Source organism: Enterobacter sp. BWH64, assembly GCF_001037645.1.
Classification (GTDB): domain Bacteria; phylum Pseudomonadota; class Gammaproteobacteria; order Enterobacterales; family Enterobacteriaceae; genus Enterobacter; species Enterobacter hormaechei_C.
In genome coordinates this window covers 1-14,208 of the sequence record NZ_KQ089923.1, presented here as the reverse complement: position 1 = coordinate 14,208, position 14,208 = coordinate 1, and the positions used below count along the sequence as shown (strand labels likewise).

The 14,208-nt window shown below is 54.3% G+C and carries 18 protein-coding genes and 1 pseudogene; 5 read left to right on the top strand and 14 right to left on the bottom strand.

Translation table 11 applies throughout. The features are described 5' to 3' along the window. Positions 1 to 193: 193 nt before the first annotated feature. The 14 genes and pseudogenes from SK50_RS22465 to ltrA all read right to left on the bottom strand — a co-directional run bounded on the left by SK50_RS22465 (position 194) and on the right by ltrA (position 9,166). Positions 194 to 514 carry a hypothetical protein gene (locus SK50_RS22465; protein ID WP_001568049.1) on the bottom strand — a complete coding sequence of 107 codons (321 nt, stop codon included), beginning with the start codon at positions 512 to 514 and terminating at the stop codon, positions 194 to 196. 34 nt (positions 515 to 548) lie between these two features. Then, positions 549 to 803 carry a DNA polymerase III subunit theta gene (locus SK50_RS22460; RefSeq protein WP_024191981.1) on the bottom strand — a complete coding sequence of 85 codons (255 nt, stop codon included), beginning with the start codon at positions 801 to 803 and terminating at the stop codon, positions 549 to 551. A gap of 187 nt (positions 804 to 990) precedes the next feature. Beyond that, entirely contained in the window at positions 991 to 1,182 is a 192-nt protein-coding gene (locus SK50_RS22455; protein ID WP_001568047.1) for a hypothetical protein, read from the bottom strand. Between the two features lie 42 nt (positions 1,183 to 1,224). Beyond that, a complete protein-coding gene (locus tag SK50_RS22450) occupies positions 1,225 to 1,731 on the bottom strand; it encodes an antirestriction protein ArdA (protein WP_001568046.1) in 507 nt (168 codons plus the stop codon). A gap of 42 nt (positions 1,732 to 1,773) precedes the next feature. Beyond that, complete coding sequence (locus tag SK50_RS22445) at positions 1,774 to 2,202, bottom strand: antirestriction protein (protein ID WP_001568045.1); 429 nt, start codon at positions 2,200 to 2,202, stop codon at positions 1,774 to 1,776. Positions 2,203 to 2,882: 680 nt separating this feature from the next. Continuing rightward, positions 2,883 to 3,650 carry a hypothetical protein gene (locus SK50_RS22440; protein WP_001568044.1) on the bottom strand — a complete coding sequence of 256 codons (768 nt, stop codon included), beginning with the start codon at positions 3,648 to 3,650 and terminating at the stop codon, positions 2,883 to 2,885. Positions 3,651 to 3,703: 53 nt separating this feature from the next. Next, complete coding sequence (locus tag SK50_RS22435; RefSeq protein ID WP_001568043.1) at positions 3,704 to 4,123, bottom strand: DUF1380 domain-containing protein; 420 nt, start codon at positions 4,121 to 4,123, stop codon at positions 3,704 to 3,706. A gap of 9 nt (positions 4,124 to 4,132) precedes the next feature. Beyond that, positions 4,133 to 4,354: a hypothetical protein gene (locus SK50_RS22430; RefSeq protein ID WP_001568042.1), complete on the bottom strand. Its 222-nt coding sequence runs from the start codon at positions 4,352 to 4,354 to the stop codon at positions 4,133 to 4,135. Beyond that, positions 4,354 to 5,055 carry a DNA methylase gene (locus tag SK50_RS22425; RefSeq protein WP_011977792.1) on the bottom strand — a complete coding sequence of 234 codons (702 nt, stop codon included), beginning with the start codon at positions 5,053 to 5,055 and terminating at the stop codon, positions 4,354 to 4,356. The genes SK50_RS22430 and SK50_RS22425 overlap by 1 nt, the downstream gene beginning before the upstream one ends. A gap of 71 nt (positions 5,056 to 5,126) precedes the next feature. After that, positions 5,127 to 5,296 (bottom strand): annotated as a pseudogene (locus SK50_RS23965) (hypothetical protein); the annotation flags it as partial. 195 nt (positions 5,297 to 5,491) lie between these two features. Further along, positions 5,492 to 5,722, bottom strand: coding sequence for a hypothetical protein (locus SK50_RS22420; RefSeq protein ID WP_001568040.1), 231 nt, complete (start codon positions 5,720 to 5,722; stop codon positions 5,492 to 5,494). A gap of 62 nt (positions 5,723 to 5,784) precedes the next feature. Continuing rightward, complete coding sequence (locus SK50_RS22415) at positions 5,785 to 6,456, bottom strand: plasmid partitioning/stability family protein (protein ID WP_015345000.1); 672 nt, start codon at positions 6,454 to 6,456, stop codon at positions 5,785 to 5,787. Between the two features lie 2 nt (positions 6,457 to 6,458). Next, positions 6,459 to 7,430, bottom strand: a complete 972-nt coding sequence (gene parM, locus SK50_RS22410; RefSeq protein ID WP_001568038.1) for a plasmid segregation protein ParM domain-containing protein — start codon at positions 7,428 to 7,430, stop codon at positions 6,459 to 6,461. A gap of 248 nt (positions 7,431 to 7,678) precedes the next feature. Further along, positions 7,679 to 9,166: a group II intron reverse transcriptase/maturase gene (gene ltrA / locus SK50_RS22405; RefSeq protein ID WP_162781987.1), complete on the bottom strand. Its 1,488-nt coding sequence runs from the start codon at positions 9,164 to 9,166 to the stop codon at positions 7,679 to 7,681. A gap of 406 nt (positions 9,167 to 9,572) precedes the next feature. Here ltrA and umuD point away from each other — a divergent pair, with 406 nt between their 5' ends. The 5 genes from umuD (at position 9,573) to SK50_RS24240 (ending at position 14,119) form a co-directional block, all read left to right on the top strand. Next, positions 9,573 to 10,004, top strand: coding sequence for a translesion error-prone DNA polymerase V autoproteolytic subunit (gene umuD / locus SK50_RS22400; protein WP_001568036.1), 432 nt, complete (start codon positions 9,573 to 9,575; stop codon positions 10,002 to 10,004). Next, positions 10,004 to 11,275: a Y-family DNA polymerase gene (locus SK50_RS22395; RefSeq protein ID WP_004197646.1), complete on the top strand. Its 1,272-nt coding sequence runs from the start codon at positions 10,004 to 10,006 to the stop codon at positions 11,273 to 11,275. The genes umuD and SK50_RS22395 overlap by 1 nt, the downstream gene beginning before the upstream one ends. Before the next feature lie 411 nt (positions 11,276 to 11,686). Beyond that, positions 11,687 to 12,562 (top strand): RepB family plasmid replication initiator protein, encoded by an 876-nt coding sequence (locus tag SK50_RS22390; RefSeq protein WP_004197644.1) that lies wholly within the window; start codon positions 11,687 to 11,689, stop codon positions 12,560 to 12,562. Positions 12,563 to 13,193: 631 nt separating this feature from the next. Beyond that, positions 13,194 to 13,820, top strand: coding sequence for a ParA family plasmid-partitioning AAA ATPase (locus SK50_RS22385; RefSeq protein ID WP_004197649.1), 627 nt, complete (start codon positions 13,194 to 13,196; stop codon positions 13,818 to 13,820). Then, positions 13,817 to 14,119, top strand: a complete 303-nt coding sequence (locus SK50_RS24240) for a hypothetical protein (protein ID WP_004197636.1) — start codon at positions 13,817 to 13,819, stop codon at positions 14,117 to 14,119. Before SK50_RS22385 ends, SK50_RS24240 begins: the two co-directional genes overlap by 4 nt. Positions 14,120 to 14,208: the final 89 nt, after the last annotated feature.

The following is a 14,208-nucleotide window of genomic DNA, read 5'->3' as shown; positions in this document are numbered from 1 at the left end:
CCGCCAGGCCCGAAACCGCGTAGCGGGTTCGGCGGAGCTTACCGCGTCTTTTCGCGGTTAGCGGAGTGTGGCTCGACGACTGAACCGCGCCAGCGGGTCAGGAGCCGAAGGTGGCCCCGGAGCAGATTGTGTGAAAGGAAAGTGAGGCAAAGCCAGAGGAAGAGCAGCAGCAAGATGAAGGGTACCGGTCAGGTCAGGACTGAGATTCGCCCTGCTCTTTTCTGTACTGTACAACGCAGTACCAGGCCGAAGCCAGGAAAGCAAAAACGGTGATCAACCCGCGTAATTCGTCACCCGGCTCTTTCCCCTTCAGCATCAGCGTTATGATGATGCCGGCAACGATAATCCACGCAATGCCACTCCAGAGGCGCAGCTTATCCGCCACGACATTAATCAGAACAAAAGCAACGGCCAGGATAGCCCCCCACAGAGCCGGAACAGGCTGAAACGGAATAAAAAACAGGTTAATACCGGTTAAAAGCGTCACGGCTGCAAACATCAGAGACATACGCATAAAATTTCCTCCCTGGACACACTGACTATAAGAATCACTTCTGCTGCTCATCTCCGGGTTTATTATATTCGGGCGCATTTGCGCGCGGCAGCTGCTGACTGTTCAGTCGATGTACGCAGAGCCGTTCACGGAAATATTCGCGCAGGTGTTCAGGCTGTTCCCGTTCAACAAGTTCCGGCATGACGGGCTTGTTCATGCGTTCCTGCCAGGCAACAGCAGCGGCCACCTTATCGACGGCAACTTTATCCTGCTCCTCCTTTGAAAAAGAGGCGATATTCCACTTTGACATATGCATCACCGGTCTGCTTTACAGGAAGATATCCCTGATAATACGCGAATTCCGGGGCAACAGCGACTGACAACGGAGAGGAGAGTGCGCGGCGCCGGAGGCGCGGCGACGTCTCTCTCCGGCAGGCGCAGCCTGCCCGGGTTTTCGCGCGGCCGGAAGCGGCAGAGGTTCCCCCCTGCCCTGTGATTTATCGTGCCTTTCCCCCCTGAAGAATGAAATGGCCGCCAATATAGACGGCGCACTGACAGGTCATGTATTCGCAGATTTCATCCATCACCTGCGCAGTGGTCAGTTCCCGCTGACCGGCATCGCGGCGGCGGGCATTAATCAGGGCTTTGTACTGTCGCAGGATATCGCGGCTTTGTGGTGCAAGTTTCATGTGCTTTCTCCTTAACCGGCGGGCTTCCCCGCCGGATAGTAATCAGTTGCTGAATACATAGCCTTCATGGAAGACATAGCCGCTGCTGAACAGATCCCGCGCATAAGCCTCATAATCGAAATAGACGCGCAGGGATTCAGGCACCTCGTTTAACAGGCCGTGATCCTCCACAAAGCCATAAGCAAAATCCGCCTCGCTTTCAGCCTCGCCACAATACGCCTCATCAAAGGCGTCATAGTCGCACTCGCCGGTATAGTCCGCCCAGGCCACAAACGCGGCAGCGCGTCCTTCGTCCTGCGCCTGCCGGAATGCCTCGATAAACGCCCACTTAACAGAGGATTCAGAGGCAAACTGAGACGGGATCCCTTCCCAGTCCTGAAACATAAACTCGGGGTCATCCTCGGCGGCATGCAACGCCCGGCAGGCGTCATAAAATTCGTCTTCGTCGTCGAAGTCGGTTAAATCAAACCATTTGCCAAAAATACTGCCGCCGTTGTACTGGTGATATGTGCCCACGTAGACGGCCGGAACGGTTACTGATGAAGTCATTTTTGTCTCCCTGCGGGGCGGTGTAACCGCCCCGGTCGTTAATCAGTCCAGCGCGGCGTAAATAGCACTGCATTCGGGGTGAAAGGTGATGTGATTCCAGAGCTGGGCATCACGCAGCATATAAAGGCGGGTCAGCGCCGGGTTACTGCTGTCATGATGGGCCGCCAGACGGCGATTAATCGCCAGGCTGGTCAGAATAATGCCCGCCGCGTCGGCGCTGACAGTGCGATCAAACCAGTTTTCGCTACTGACCAGATGTACCCGGCCACAATCCGGCATCATGTAGCCGCCCCCCTCCGGCAGGCGAATAAAATGCCAGAAGCCGCCCTCATATTCGGGCATCCATTTTTTGGCCAGAGCGTACACCTGTAATTCCGCGAGCATGAAATCCGTGCCGAACAGGTACGGCATAAAAGACAGGCGGTCGGACTCCTCAACATTCAGGACCGGGCATGTATTCACATACTGCATGGATAAACCTCCGTAATCACATAGACTGCGGCACCGGGTAGTGCCGTGCCGACACGACAGCCCGGCGAAAAGCGGAAGATGCAGGGGCGACACCGGAGGCCGCAGCGCAGATATAGCGCGAAGCTGGTCTGGACGGTTTTCGAGCGAAACCTGAGCGAGAAAACGACGGGAAGAACGGCGAGCATCATAAAAAACCTGCGACCGGGCGAGGATGGCGGCGTCAGCGCACCCTTGCATCTGCAGCGGCCGGGCTAAAGTGAAGGCACGGCACTACCCGTCGCGATGCAGGAGGTTGAATACAGGGTTTCTCTCCCCCGTTTTTTGACCACCGGGAGAAAAGCGGAAGCAGATGTCGCAACGCGACAGACGCAGTAATAAGGCCACGGACCGGAGGGATGGGGCCGGGTGAAGCGGAGCCGGCGGCAACGGCAAGCCGGCGACTGCCTTATCCGGGGATGGCGGCGCCAGCGAACTCCAGCCTCTGCGGCTGCCGGGCTAAAGTGAAGGCACGGCACAGCCAGCACACGGCACGGCGATAACAGAGGGTTGTGTTCACCCAAAAGGCCCGGAAACCGGGCCGGGTGGACGCGGAGCCGGCACGGCGACATCCTTATCGCACCACACCTCCTGTGCCGGCAGGCTGACAAGGGAGGGTCCCCCTCCCCTGACGCTCCGGGCTGTCACTCCTGAGTTCTGCTGGCGCGGGCCTCTCTCACCATTTCCCTTAAAACCCGGCGATCAAACCAGCGCCGGACCGGAGTGTCCGTAAAACGCAGCTGATCAGCGATAACCCCTGCGCTCCTGATAGTTTCCTCCCGCTCGTTAACCAGGGTGAGCAGGACCGGGCAGAATCGCGCATCGCGAATCAGAATGGCATCGAGGACCTGATCCAGCCTGTCGGTTTCGTCTTCGTCCAGGCAGTTATCATGATCATACTCCACGGCCAGCAAGCGCCAGTCACCGATCCGCCTGTCCATCAGACGGGGAGTGACGGACGGCGTCAGCGCGGCGGCGATGCGCTTCGTATCCCGGTGGACGATTTCCGATATCTGCGTGAGGGAGGCTTTCAGGAAGGCCAGCAGATCGTCACATTCCGCCGCTGTCAGCCACTCCTGAGCGTAAGGCAGGCGGATAACCTGACAGTCAGCCAGCCGCTCCGGATGCGGATATGCCTGCACCGGAAAGAGATGCAGACGAGCCGGGGTTCCCGCCAGCCGCCGGGCGCTGGCGAGCAACAACGCTGCCCGGCCATACGTCAGCGGCTGACAAAGCTGTTCCGTAAGCGTGAGGATTTCCACGCCACTGAGAGAGCCGCAGGCGGCAAGCCAGCCGGGTACGGTTTCGGGGGCGACGGGCGCCATATCAACAGTGTCGGGCCAGCCAGCCTGGCGCAGCATCCGGTCGCCGTGACGCAGAATAAGCGTGTTAAGGGTTTCTTTTTTCATCATTATCGTCTCTGTCCGGGTTATATCACCCCGCCGCGTGGCGGGGCGATCTGCTGTCAGCTTTTCAGTAATGCCCGCACTTTTGCTGTATCCGCCAGGCGGCGCATTACGCTTTCCGGCACCGGGAGATTGCGATCCCGTGCGGTCCATTCCCTGTCCCACAATGCCTGTTCGGCGGTAATCAGCAGGGTTTCAAGCAGGTCAACCGGCACAGTCACCCTCTGCCCGTTCTCTTTCACCTGGTCTATCAGTGCCATCACCAGGCCGGCTGACACGCCCGACTCAAGCCGTTGTTCTTCCGGTATAGTGTCCATGCGTTCCAGTACTGCCCTTACGTCATGTTCTGAAAAGGAATATTCCATCCCGTCAGCCAGTGCTTCAATATCCGCCGGGGTCCAGATAATCAGGTTCAGCGGGGTTTCTGCGGGATATTGCTCATTCAGCATCCTGCAAAGATCTTCACGGGTTCCGTACATGTTCTCTCCTCAATCCAGAAAGCTTTCATCGAGCATCAGTGCAATATTGAACGCCTCATCCATCAGGACGCTGAGACGTCGCAGACTGATACCGGCAAGCCGTTCCGCCAGTCCGTCGTACCGGTAGTGGTACGTGTCTTCCAGCACTTTCAGGGTGGTTTTCAGGTCGCAAAGATTGTTCGCCAGCCCGGCCATATCGCGGCGCAGGGCTTCGTGTCCGTCGTAATTCATTACGCGGCCTCCGGGAGCCATTCATCGTTCGCCGCCGGGGTATTTACGGCCCGGTGCATGGCGTCCAGTCGTTCGGTTCCGGCCCGGTGGTACTGCGCCAGCATTTCGATGCCGATATAGCGGCGTCCGGCACGGTATGCAGCGACGCAGGTCGAACCGCTTCCGGCAAACGGGTCGAGAACAATCGCGCCCGGGGCGCTGAATGACTCAATCAGCGGCTGTAGCGCCTCCACCGGTTTCTGCGTCGGATGCAGGGTATTACCGGTATACGGGAAGGGCAGCACATCCGGCAGCGGTTTAAGGGGCGGCACGGGGCGGCCTTTGGCAAGGACATAAGCCCCTTCATGGCAGTAGTCCACAAATCCGCGTCGGGCCCTGGCGTTACGACGGTTGGAGGCATAGTTTTTGGTGAACACAAGCTGGCCCACGGCATAGAATCCTGCCGCCTTCCACGCGGCCATAAAGCGGTCCACACGGTTCCAGCTGTAGAAGCTCACCATCAGTGCGTCTTTTTTAAGGACGCGGTACATCTCCAGCGTGGCCGGTTGCAGCCATTCGTCCGTCACATCCCCGGCAATCTGTCTGCCCTGACGGTCCTTAAAACCGACGAGGTAAGGCGGATCGGTCACAATAAGGTCCACGGCACGGTCGGGGAATCCGCGCATCACATCAATACAGTTCCCGAGAATGAATCTGGACATGGCAGCACTCCTGTAGTCTGAGGGGGCAGGAGGCATCACCGCGATACCGTTCCCTGCCGCACGCTGCCTGTTCATCGCGTCCGGTCACGGGTCAGGCCGACCGTGGAATACCGCAGCCGTCCGTCTTTTGGACGGCAAGGATATGCCGCGAAAGCGGCTTGAAGGGCGTTCCTTAAAAGGGCGAGGGACTGGCGCACACTCTCAACGACGCCGGGCCGGAGCGGAAAAACCGCCCGTCCCGTACCAGACCGGACGCGAGACACTGGCAGCGGGCGGCAGGCTGGCGTTAACTCCAGGCGAACGGGGAATTACCGGCATACCTGTCCACAAATCCGGGGCTTAAAATTGTGGATAACCTGAAGGCAAACGACGGAGAAGCGCGGGAGAACAGACGCCACCACGTCTGTTCTTTTTTTGAACAACCGGAAAGTTTGTATCAGCGGTTCAGGGATTTATCCCCGGCCAGGGACAGGCCAATATAGACGCCAGCCCCCCAGATGACCTGCGACAAAATGAAAACCCACTGCGGAACGTCGAAAACCAGAAGCGGAAGCAGACATACCGTCACAATGCCAATCAGCCGGCTGCCAAATTTTCTTCGCACCGGTTCACTGCTGTCGACGGGAATGCGGGCGAGACGGAGAACATTTCTGAATCCTGGTGACATGAGAACCTCCCTGGGATGCCAGTCATTTGAAATCGGTGTAGTAGTGGATGTGATTCGTACTGTTAGTCGCCGAATGCACGCCGCATATTTTTCTTTATTTCCCGGGTATCCGCCCCGGACACCGGCGCGGCAGATGCTGCCGGCGTATCCGGTACTGCAGCTGCAGCCCTGTTCACGTCAGCGGTGCCGGCCATCTGCTGAACCAGTGCCTGCAGCTCACTGACCGAGGTGGGCGGTACCGGCATACTGGCCAGCAGGCGCGGCAGTTCCGGCGCCGTCGTGTGGAGGGCAAGACCGGTGATAATCAGGTTTCTCAGCAGATCCCCACGCAGACGGGATGACGCTTCCGTCAGCACACTTTCCACCCGTTCCCCACTCCGGCCATTCTGAAGCGTCAGGGTGTAACGCCGGCGCTGGTATTCTGTCTCCGGTGACACGGGCAGAGCTGCCTCACCATTTTCGGGCTCATCCGGAAGGCCGGTGAGTGAGGACCAGGTTCCGGAGACCAGGGCCATCACGGCGCAAAGGCGGACAGCGCTCAGTTGCCCGGCAAAGAACACCGGGATCAGCGCCGGTAAACGGGCATCCACCTGGTATACCACCGCCCCGGCGGTGGCGGCGGTACGGATGAACTCACCGCGCAGGGGCTGTGAGATGGTGCTGATGGTTGCCATTGCCGCGATGTCGGTGCGATCGTCGCTGTGCAGATAGAAAGAATACTGGCCGTCCGGCACGTTTAGTCCTCTTTATTGTAAAGGGCAATCTCCCTGGCCAGCGCCATCTGCGGATCGCCAATAACCTCGATACGGTCAGGAGCCAGAGGCCAGGCCTGACGGATAGCTTCTTCTATGAGGGAAGCCCCTCCCCCGACCAGGAATACCCGGTTAACGTTCCTGAAGGCCGTCAGCTCACTGGTGACACGCGCCCCCAGGGAAGTGATCGCCTCTGTTATTTTGTTCCGAACCTCGTCGATTTTACCGGCATCGTTGATCACACGCTGCAGATACTGACGATCATTGCGGTTGCGGATGATAGTGTCAGCGATGAGGGCGCTGGTTTCACTGTCTGCCGCCCGCAGCGCGCCTGCAGCTGCGCGGGTGACCTGTGACACGCCGACAGACGGATTACCGTGCACCGCACTGATATCATCAAACTGGCCGACAATCACACCGGCATCGAGCGTGGTGCCACCGAGATCGATAATCAGGGTGGTCTCAGCGGGGCCGGGCTTCAGCTCCGCGAGACGGGAGAACGCCGCCGGTAGTGATTCCGGCATCACCTTCACGTCCGTTACGGTAAATGCCCTGCCCTTATTCAGAACCAGCTCACGCATCAGGTTTTCCCGTTTGCGTCGTATGTTCTCCTCGTTCCGCTGGCAGTCCCCGTCGTAATACTCGCTCAGGGGCAGCGTCACGGTCAGGCTCACCGGCTGCGGCTCCAGTCCGCTGTTCAGCAGCGCATGATGCACGGCCAGCAGGTTGAGATCACCGTACTGATATTCCACGTTTGTTGTCGGGATGGCATCCCGGCTGACGCTGTCCCAGGTGTATTTCAGCGTCCCCACCTGATAGTTGAACGTTGCCGCACTGAATTCCGCCACTTTCCAGCCATGCCGGAAGGAGTTCGCAGAAACCCGGGTCTGAAGCTCATCGCCTTCAAACCATGCCAGCTTAACATTAGTTGAACCATCATCGCAGTAAATATTCATCAATATGCTCCGTTAGTTACACTCAATTTGATACCAATTATAAGAGCAAAATGAAAAAATCAAAACAATATTTCTCAATATGAGCAATATAAAAACATCAAAATGATTAATATAAGCATTTTGAACACCTTTATTTACTCAAAATGTTCTTAAGGCATGCGATCTGGATTATCGTCACGCTGTTAAATATGTCGCGGTAGGGATACCCGTTACCGGGTACCCCCCGCACAGATCCCGGCGTGCGCGATTCACGCACCGGGCTCCTGCCTTGGGTGTCTGGCGGTGAACCGCTCCACAGGCCATGGATGCAGAACCCGAACCTTCGGCAGCCATACGGCTGCCAGTCTGTTTGCTTTCGTCCATGTCGTATCATCCTGCTGGCTCCTGCGCCTCAGCGCCCGGCGCCAGAGGTTTGTTACGTGTGTCCTGAACTTCTGCATGGTGGGGAAGTTGCCCGGTACCGAGTGATAGTTCAGGTATCCCTGAACCACTCTCCTGAGCCATTTTCCCTGTTCGGGGATTGAGTAATGCCAGCGCCTTCGCAGACCGTCTTTGATGGCTTTCAGAGTTGCCGTCATCCGATCCCGGCGGGTCTTTCGTATCAGCATGAACCTGCCGTTGCGATCTTTCCCGCTGATGTGCGTGAACCCGAGGAAGTTGAACGTTTCTGGTTTGCCTTTTCCCCTGATGGCACGGTTTTCGGCAGCGAAGCGGCCGAACTCCATCAGACGGGTTTTCTCCGGGTGAACCGTGAGTCCGAACTCCCTCAGTCTGCGCTGCATGGCTATACGGAAGCGCCGGGCATCGTATCGTTTGTCGAACCCGATGACGATGTCATCTGCGTATCTGACCATGACCACATTGCCTGTGGCATGGCGGCGTCGCCACTGATGCGCCCACAGATCGAAGACATAGTGGAGGTAGATGTTTGCCAGCAGCGGCGAGATAACCGCACCCTGTGGGGTGCCTTCCTCCGATGCCCGCCATTCTCCTTCCTCTGAGGTCCCGGCTGTGAGCCACTTTCGTATGAGCCTGATTACCCTCTGGTCGCCGATTCTGTGTTCTATGAACCTGATTAGCCATTCATGGCTTACCTTGTCGAAGAACTGACTAATATCGGCATCCAGTACCCAGTTTACATTGGTCCGAACCAGCCCTGTGGCCAGTGCGTCCAGCGCATTGTGCTGGCTTCGCCCGGGTCTGAACCCGTATGAAAACCCCATAAAGTCATTTTCGTAGACTGCATTCAGGATCTTAACCAGCGCATACTGGACGATTTTGTCCTCCAGTGAGGCGATGCCGAGCGGGCGCTGTTTTCCATCCGCTTTCGGGATGTAGTGCCGCCTGCCGGGCTGAGCCCTGTAACTACCCTGATGAAGCCTCCGGTGCAGATCTGCTATGTTGACCTTCAGGTTTTCGGCGTAGTCCTTCCACCTGACACCATCAACTCCGGCAGCCGCTTTCCTGCTCAGGGAGAGGAATGCGTTCTCCAGTGCCTCTGCTGTCAGGAGGTGGAACAATGCGGTAAACCGTTCTTTCTTCCGCTGCTTCGCAGCTTCCCGCACGCGTGACAGCCTCTGTGACATACTTTCCCGGCTCTGCGTCCGGCGCATGTGTGGCTGTTCCGCGTTTCCCTTGGCCCCGCTCCTTCGCTCCACTGACTCCGCTCCTTGCGGATTGTTCGCCAGATTCGCAGCTACTATGAGCGAGTCCGACTTCTCCTCTCCGTACATCACCGGCTTCGGCTCCTCGCCTTCCCGGTGCGGGCCATCTCCGGCACTGGCAGATGGTCAGAGGGGAGATCTCCCGGTTCCCGCGTAAAGATCGTATTGACATGCCAGGGTCTCAGACCCCGCCGGGTCCATATAGCACTCGCAGTAACGCACCCTATGATGTTGCCTTCCGTAAACAGTACAACGTCGGCACCCGGGAATTTAATATACATTTCGTGGCTCAATGGCTGGCCTGTCAACACCCCTGTCAACGCTTCGCCCCATACCTCACGGTATACAACGCATGACTCGGGGACCCTGTGGATTGCTGGTCCTTCAATGGTCGGGGACTTTCACCCCTTGATCTTTACCGGTCTCCCGGCGCACACTGTATGTATAACCAGTAAAAATTAGAGTGTCAGGAGGAAAGATGAAACTACAACTTTTCAGCACCGGGAAAGAACTCCCGCCACAGGCCCATCCATTGTTTGCCGATCTGGCCAGCTGCGGTTTTCCCAGCCCTGCTGCTGACTATGTCGAGTCCGATCTGGATCTCCATGATTACTGCATACGGCATCCGAGCGCGACGTACTACCTGCGTGCCAGCGGAGACAGCATGGCCGACGGCAGTCTGTACAATGGCGATCTGCTGGTTGTGGACAGTGCTGAAAAGCCGCGGCACGGCGATATCGTTGTCGCCAGCGTACAGGGGGAGTTTACGGTGAAACGGCTTCTGCTGACGCCGCGACTGACGCTGCAGCCCATGAATGCCTCCTGGTCGCCGATTTATCCTGATCCCGACGAGCTGGATATCTTTGGCGTTGTCACGCATATCATCCACCGCCCGAGGGAGATGTACTGATGTTTGCCCTGGCCGATGTGAACAGCTTCTATGCCAGCTGTGAACGTGTTTTCCGCCCGGATTTGAAAGGAAAGCCGATAGTCGTCCTGAGCAACAACGACGGGAACGTAATCGCTCGCAGTGCCGAGGCGAAGCCCTGGATCAAAATGGGAACTCCGTGGTTTCAGATAAAAAACGAAAGGTACCCGGAAAAAATATATGCGTTTTCAAGTAATTATGAACTTTACGCCTCGATGTCGGCGCGCGTGATGAACTGCCTGGAGGAACTGGCCCCCAGGGTGGAACAGTATTCCATTGATGAGATGTTCCTCGACCTGACCGGCGTGGAGCACTGTATGGGGCTTGAGGACTTCGGCCGGCAGCTGCGTCAGCACGTGTATGACTGTACCCGCCTGACCATTGGCGTGGGCGCCGGACCAACGAAAACCCTCGCAAAATCAGCCCAGTGGGCCTCAAAAGAGTGGAAACAGTTTCGTGGCGTACTCGCGCTGACCAGGGGAAATCCGCAAAGGACGCGGAAACTGCTTTCACTGCAGCCGGTTGAAGAAATCTGGGGGGTGGGTAACCGTATTGCACGCAAGCTAAATGTGCTGGGCATAAAAACCGCGCTCGATCTGGCTCTGACGAACCCGGCCTTCATCCGCAAAAATTTTTCTGTGGTCCTTGAGCGAACGGTACGGGAACTGAACGGGGAAAGCTGCCTTTCGCTTGAGGAAGCCCCTCCGACGAAACAGCAAATTGTCTGCAGCCGCAGTTTTGGCGTGAAGATCACGGAGTACGAGTCACTCCGTCAGGCTATCTGTCAGCACGCAGAGCGGGCCTCTGAAAAACTGCGTAAAGAGCACCAGTATTGCCGGCATATTTCCGTTTTCATCAAAACGTCTCCGTTCGCCATTAAAGAGCCTTACTACGGCAACGTGGCTACGGAAAAACTGCTTACACCCACTCAGGACACCAGGGACATCATTGCAGCCGCCACAATGGCTCTGGAGCGTATCTGGAGGGATGGGCACCGGTATGCCAAAGCCGGAGTTATGCTGAATGACTTCACCGGCTCCGGCGTTTCGCAGCTGCAGCTGTTTGACGAACGCCCGCCACGCCCTCACAGTGCTGAGCTGATGAGGGTTCTGGACGGGATCAACAACTCAGGGCTGGGTAAAGTATGGTTTGCCGGTAGAGGAATTGCGCCATCCTGGCAAATGAAACGCGATATGCTCTCCCCTGCGTACACCACTCGCTGGAGAGATATCCCCGTTGCGAGGATCGGTTAAATTTTGCCTTTCAGAGAGAGCCAGCAGTGCTCGCCGCAGCCGAACGACAGGGCGAAGCCCGCGAGTGAGCGAGGAAGCACCAGGGGAGCTGAAGCCTTTTAAAGCACCTTACGCACTTAAGTTCTATAGATTCCATAATGAGTTATCCACATATCCTTTGAGTAGATCCAATAACTTACCCTTAGTTATCCAAATAGATCCAAACTGATCCCTTTAGCGGCAAAACCTTTGTTTACGGGCTTCGTAGCGATTTCAGGTGTGTCGTAGTGGGAAAAAGGTGTTCTGAAGCGGGAAAAAGGTGTGTCAAAACGGGGTAAGGGTGGGTAGAATCGGGAAGAAAGGTGTGTCGAAACGGGAAATAGTTAATATTTAGGCACATATCGATCATATGCTATGAATGGATATAACTATATGAATGAGAATGTTTATATTGGCGAGGTTATAGGTCCAGATTGTGAAAGTGTTAACAATAAACTCACCGTCACAAGTAAGGCCACAGTTCAGCCTGTAGCCCTGATGAGATTAAATGTTTTTGTTCCCTCAAGCAGGCCTGCAAAGGGCACCAGAACATCAATCGATGCGACCTCTGTTCTCAAGGATCTGGAATTCTCAAGGCGGGAGGGGTACGACGATATTCGTATAACCGGTGAACGGTTGAGTATGGCCATCGACTTCAAGGTATGGGTCGGTATCATAGAAGCTTTCAGTAAGTACGGTTTAAAAACCAACAGCATTAAGCTTACTTTTCATGAGTTTGCTGGAATGTGCCGCTTTGAGTCTAAGAGATTCGATTCCCGTCTTAGAAAAAGTATTTCAGAAGCTTTGACCAGGATACGTGGCAAGACCATTACCTTTACCCGTAGCGATTCAGAGGGCCTTCAAAAAGTTTCCGTAACAGGTTTGCTTAAGACAGGTGAACTGGATTTTGCAAACGACCTGGTGGAACTTGAAGCTGATCAGCGACTATGGGAGCTCTACCAAACTGATTACACTGTTCTGCTACGACATAAGCCGATAAACGCTTTAACCCGAAAGGAAGCAGCTCAGGCCCTGTATACTTTCATCGAAAGCCTGCCTACGAACCCAGTCCCCATATCTTTCAAACGGATACGAGACAGGCTCTCATTGCTCTCTCCGGTAAAGGAACAGAACCGTATCATTAAACTGGCCCTCAAGCAGTTGCAGGATATTGGGTACCTTGACCACAGCATCACCAAAAAAGGTAAAGAGACTTTCATTCTGATCCACCGTCGCTCAGCAAATCTGAAACCAGGAACAGCTGTATAAGGTGTGTCAAAACGGGAAAGCAACGCGATTAAGGTGTGTTGAAACGGGAGTCTCTTCTTAAACATCTTGATAGGTGTGTTGTAGGGGGAAGCCTCGCCTTAAACGTCTTAATAGGTGTGTTGTAGCGGGATGAGAACCTGTTAAATGTGTGTTTTTATCTGTATATACTTACGCACCTTCCCACTTCAACACACCTTTTTGGATAGAAGTGAGAAGCTATCCCGCTTCTCACCACCTTTTACCAAATTTGTCTCACCGACTCCCCACTTCGACACACCGAAGATTCAAAGGCTTCCCACTACGCCCCACTTTTTGCTTCACGCGGTCATAACTGGTTGATACTACCCTCCCTAAAGGTAGCCTGGAGTTGAAAGCCGCATTATGTGGTTCTATGGGGATTTCGGATAAAGGCACCACTTTGCCATCTTGTTATCTTGTTATCTTGTTATCTTGTTATCTTGTTATCTTGTCATCCTAACATCTTACTAATTTGTTAAGATACAAAAACAATTCAGTTATAAATCACACAGTTAACAACTTAACAAGATATTAACTTAATAAAGAAATTGCAATATTGTCGCCTGTTTGGCAATATTAAGTTGTTAACTTAACAACTTAATATGAGGCTATGATGATAATAGTATTGGGTAGTCAAAAGGGTGGGGTTGGTAAAAGTACACTGGCGGTATCTATAGCTGCGTATCTGATGTCACTGGGCAATCGAGTGATCATTGTCGACGCAGATGACCAGAAATCTGTATTGACCTGGTACAACAATCGTCCTGAAGATCTTCCCCATATTCCGGTTACTGGCGCAACAGGCAACATCAAAGCCATGCTAAAGGAACACGAGAAATCTTATGACTTTGTCATCGCAGACTGTGCTGGCCGCGACAGTGCAGAAATGCGTAGTGGGTTGATGGCCGCTGACGTATTCATTTCTCCGTTGCGGCCTTCTCAGATGGACCTGGATGTAGTGCCTCATACATGCTCTGTTTTTACAGCAGCAAAAGATTTTAATGAGGACGTCCGGGGATATCTCGTTTTAAACATGACGCCCACGAACATGTTTGTCAATGAAGCAAATCAGGCAGCTGACGTACTCAAGGATTATCCTGAAATGCGTCTGGCTAGTTCCCGAGTTTGTGATCGAAAAGCGCATCGAGATGCTTGGGCAGAATCAATGACAATTTTTGAAACGCAAAATGACAAAGCACAACAAGAAATCGAATCGTTAGTTAAAGAGGTTATTCTGTGAGAAATAGAGCAAATACTCCATCTCGTGATGAGGCAGCGTTTATTAACGGTGGTACTGCTGGTATTGATAATACCAAAGTGACTTCAGAGAGACCATTGGCTGTAAGTAAAGCAAAACCAGTGAGCATTTCCTTTTTTGAAGAAAACTTAAAAGACATTGATGATCTTATAACGGGTGAAATGATTTCAGGTAAAAGCAGAGTGAATCGTTCTGACGTAGTCAGGGCAGCGGTAGAGGCACTAAAAAGTTTATCAAAAACAGAGATATCCAGATTAATCGCAGAAGCGAAACAACGATAATATCTTGTTATCTTGTTATCTTGTTATCTTGTTATCTTGTTATCTTGTTATCTTGTTATCTTGTTATCTTGTTATCTTGTTATCTTGTT

Bases quoted from the DNA above. Each gene is read 5' to 3' on its own strand.
- SK50_RS22440 (WP_001568044.1), bottom strand. From the start codon at position 3,650: ATGATGAAAAAAGAAACCCTTAACACGCTTATTCTGCGTCACGGCGAC.
- SK50_RS22465 (WP_001568049.1), bottom strand. From the start codon at position 514: ATGCGTATGTCTCTGATGTTTGCAGCCGTGACGCTTTTAACCGGTATT.
- SK50_RS22435 (WP_001568043.1), bottom strand. From the start codon at position 4,123: ATGTACGGAACCCGTGAAGATCTTTGCAGGATGCTGAATGAGCAATAT.
- SK50_RS22450 (WP_001568046.1), bottom strand. From the start codon at position 1,731: ATGACTTCATCAGTAACCGTTCCGGCCGTCTACGTGGGCACATATCAC.
- SK50_RS22425 (WP_011977792.1), bottom strand. From the start codon at position 5,055: ATGTCCAGATTCATTCTCGGGAACTGTATTGATGTGATGCGCGGATTC.
- SK50_RS22460 (WP_024191981.1), bottom strand. From the start codon at position 803: ATGTCAAAGTGGAATATCGCCTCTTTTTCAAAGGAGGAGCAGGATAAA.
- parM (WP_001568038.1), bottom strand. From the start codon at position 7,430: ATGAATATTTACTGCGATGATGGTTCAACTAATGTTAAGCTGGCATGG.
- SK50_RS22455 (WP_001568047.1), bottom strand. From the start codon at position 1,182: ATGAAACTTGCACCACAAAGCCGCGATATCCTGCGACAGTACAAAGCC.
- SK50_RS22420 (WP_001568040.1), bottom strand. From the start codon at position 5,722: ATGTCACCAGGATTCAGAAATGTTCTCCGTCTCGCCCGCATTCCCGTC.
- SK50_RS22430 (WP_001568042.1), bottom strand. From the start codon at position 4,354: ATGAATTACGACGGACACGAAGCCCTGCGCCGCGATATGGCCGGGCTG.
- SK50_RS22390 (WP_004197644.1), top strand. From the start codon at position 11,687: ATGAATGAGAATGTTTATATTGGCGAGGTTATAGGTCCAGATTGTGAA.
- umuD (WP_001568036.1), top strand. From the start codon at position 9,573: ATGAAACTACAACTTTTCAGCACCGGGAAAGAACTCCCGCCACAGGCC.
- SK50_RS22385 (WP_004197649.1), top strand. From the start codon at position 13,194: ATGATAATAGTATTGGGTAGTCAAAAGGGTGGGGTTGGTAAAAGTACA.
- SK50_RS22395 (WP_004197646.1), top strand. From the start codon at position 10,004: ATGTTTGCCCTGGCCGATGTGAACAGCTTCTATGCCAGCTGTGAACGT.
- SK50_RS22445 (WP_001568045.1), bottom strand. From the start codon at position 2,202: ATGCAGTATGTGAATACATGCCCGGTCCTGAATGTTGAGGAGTCCGAC.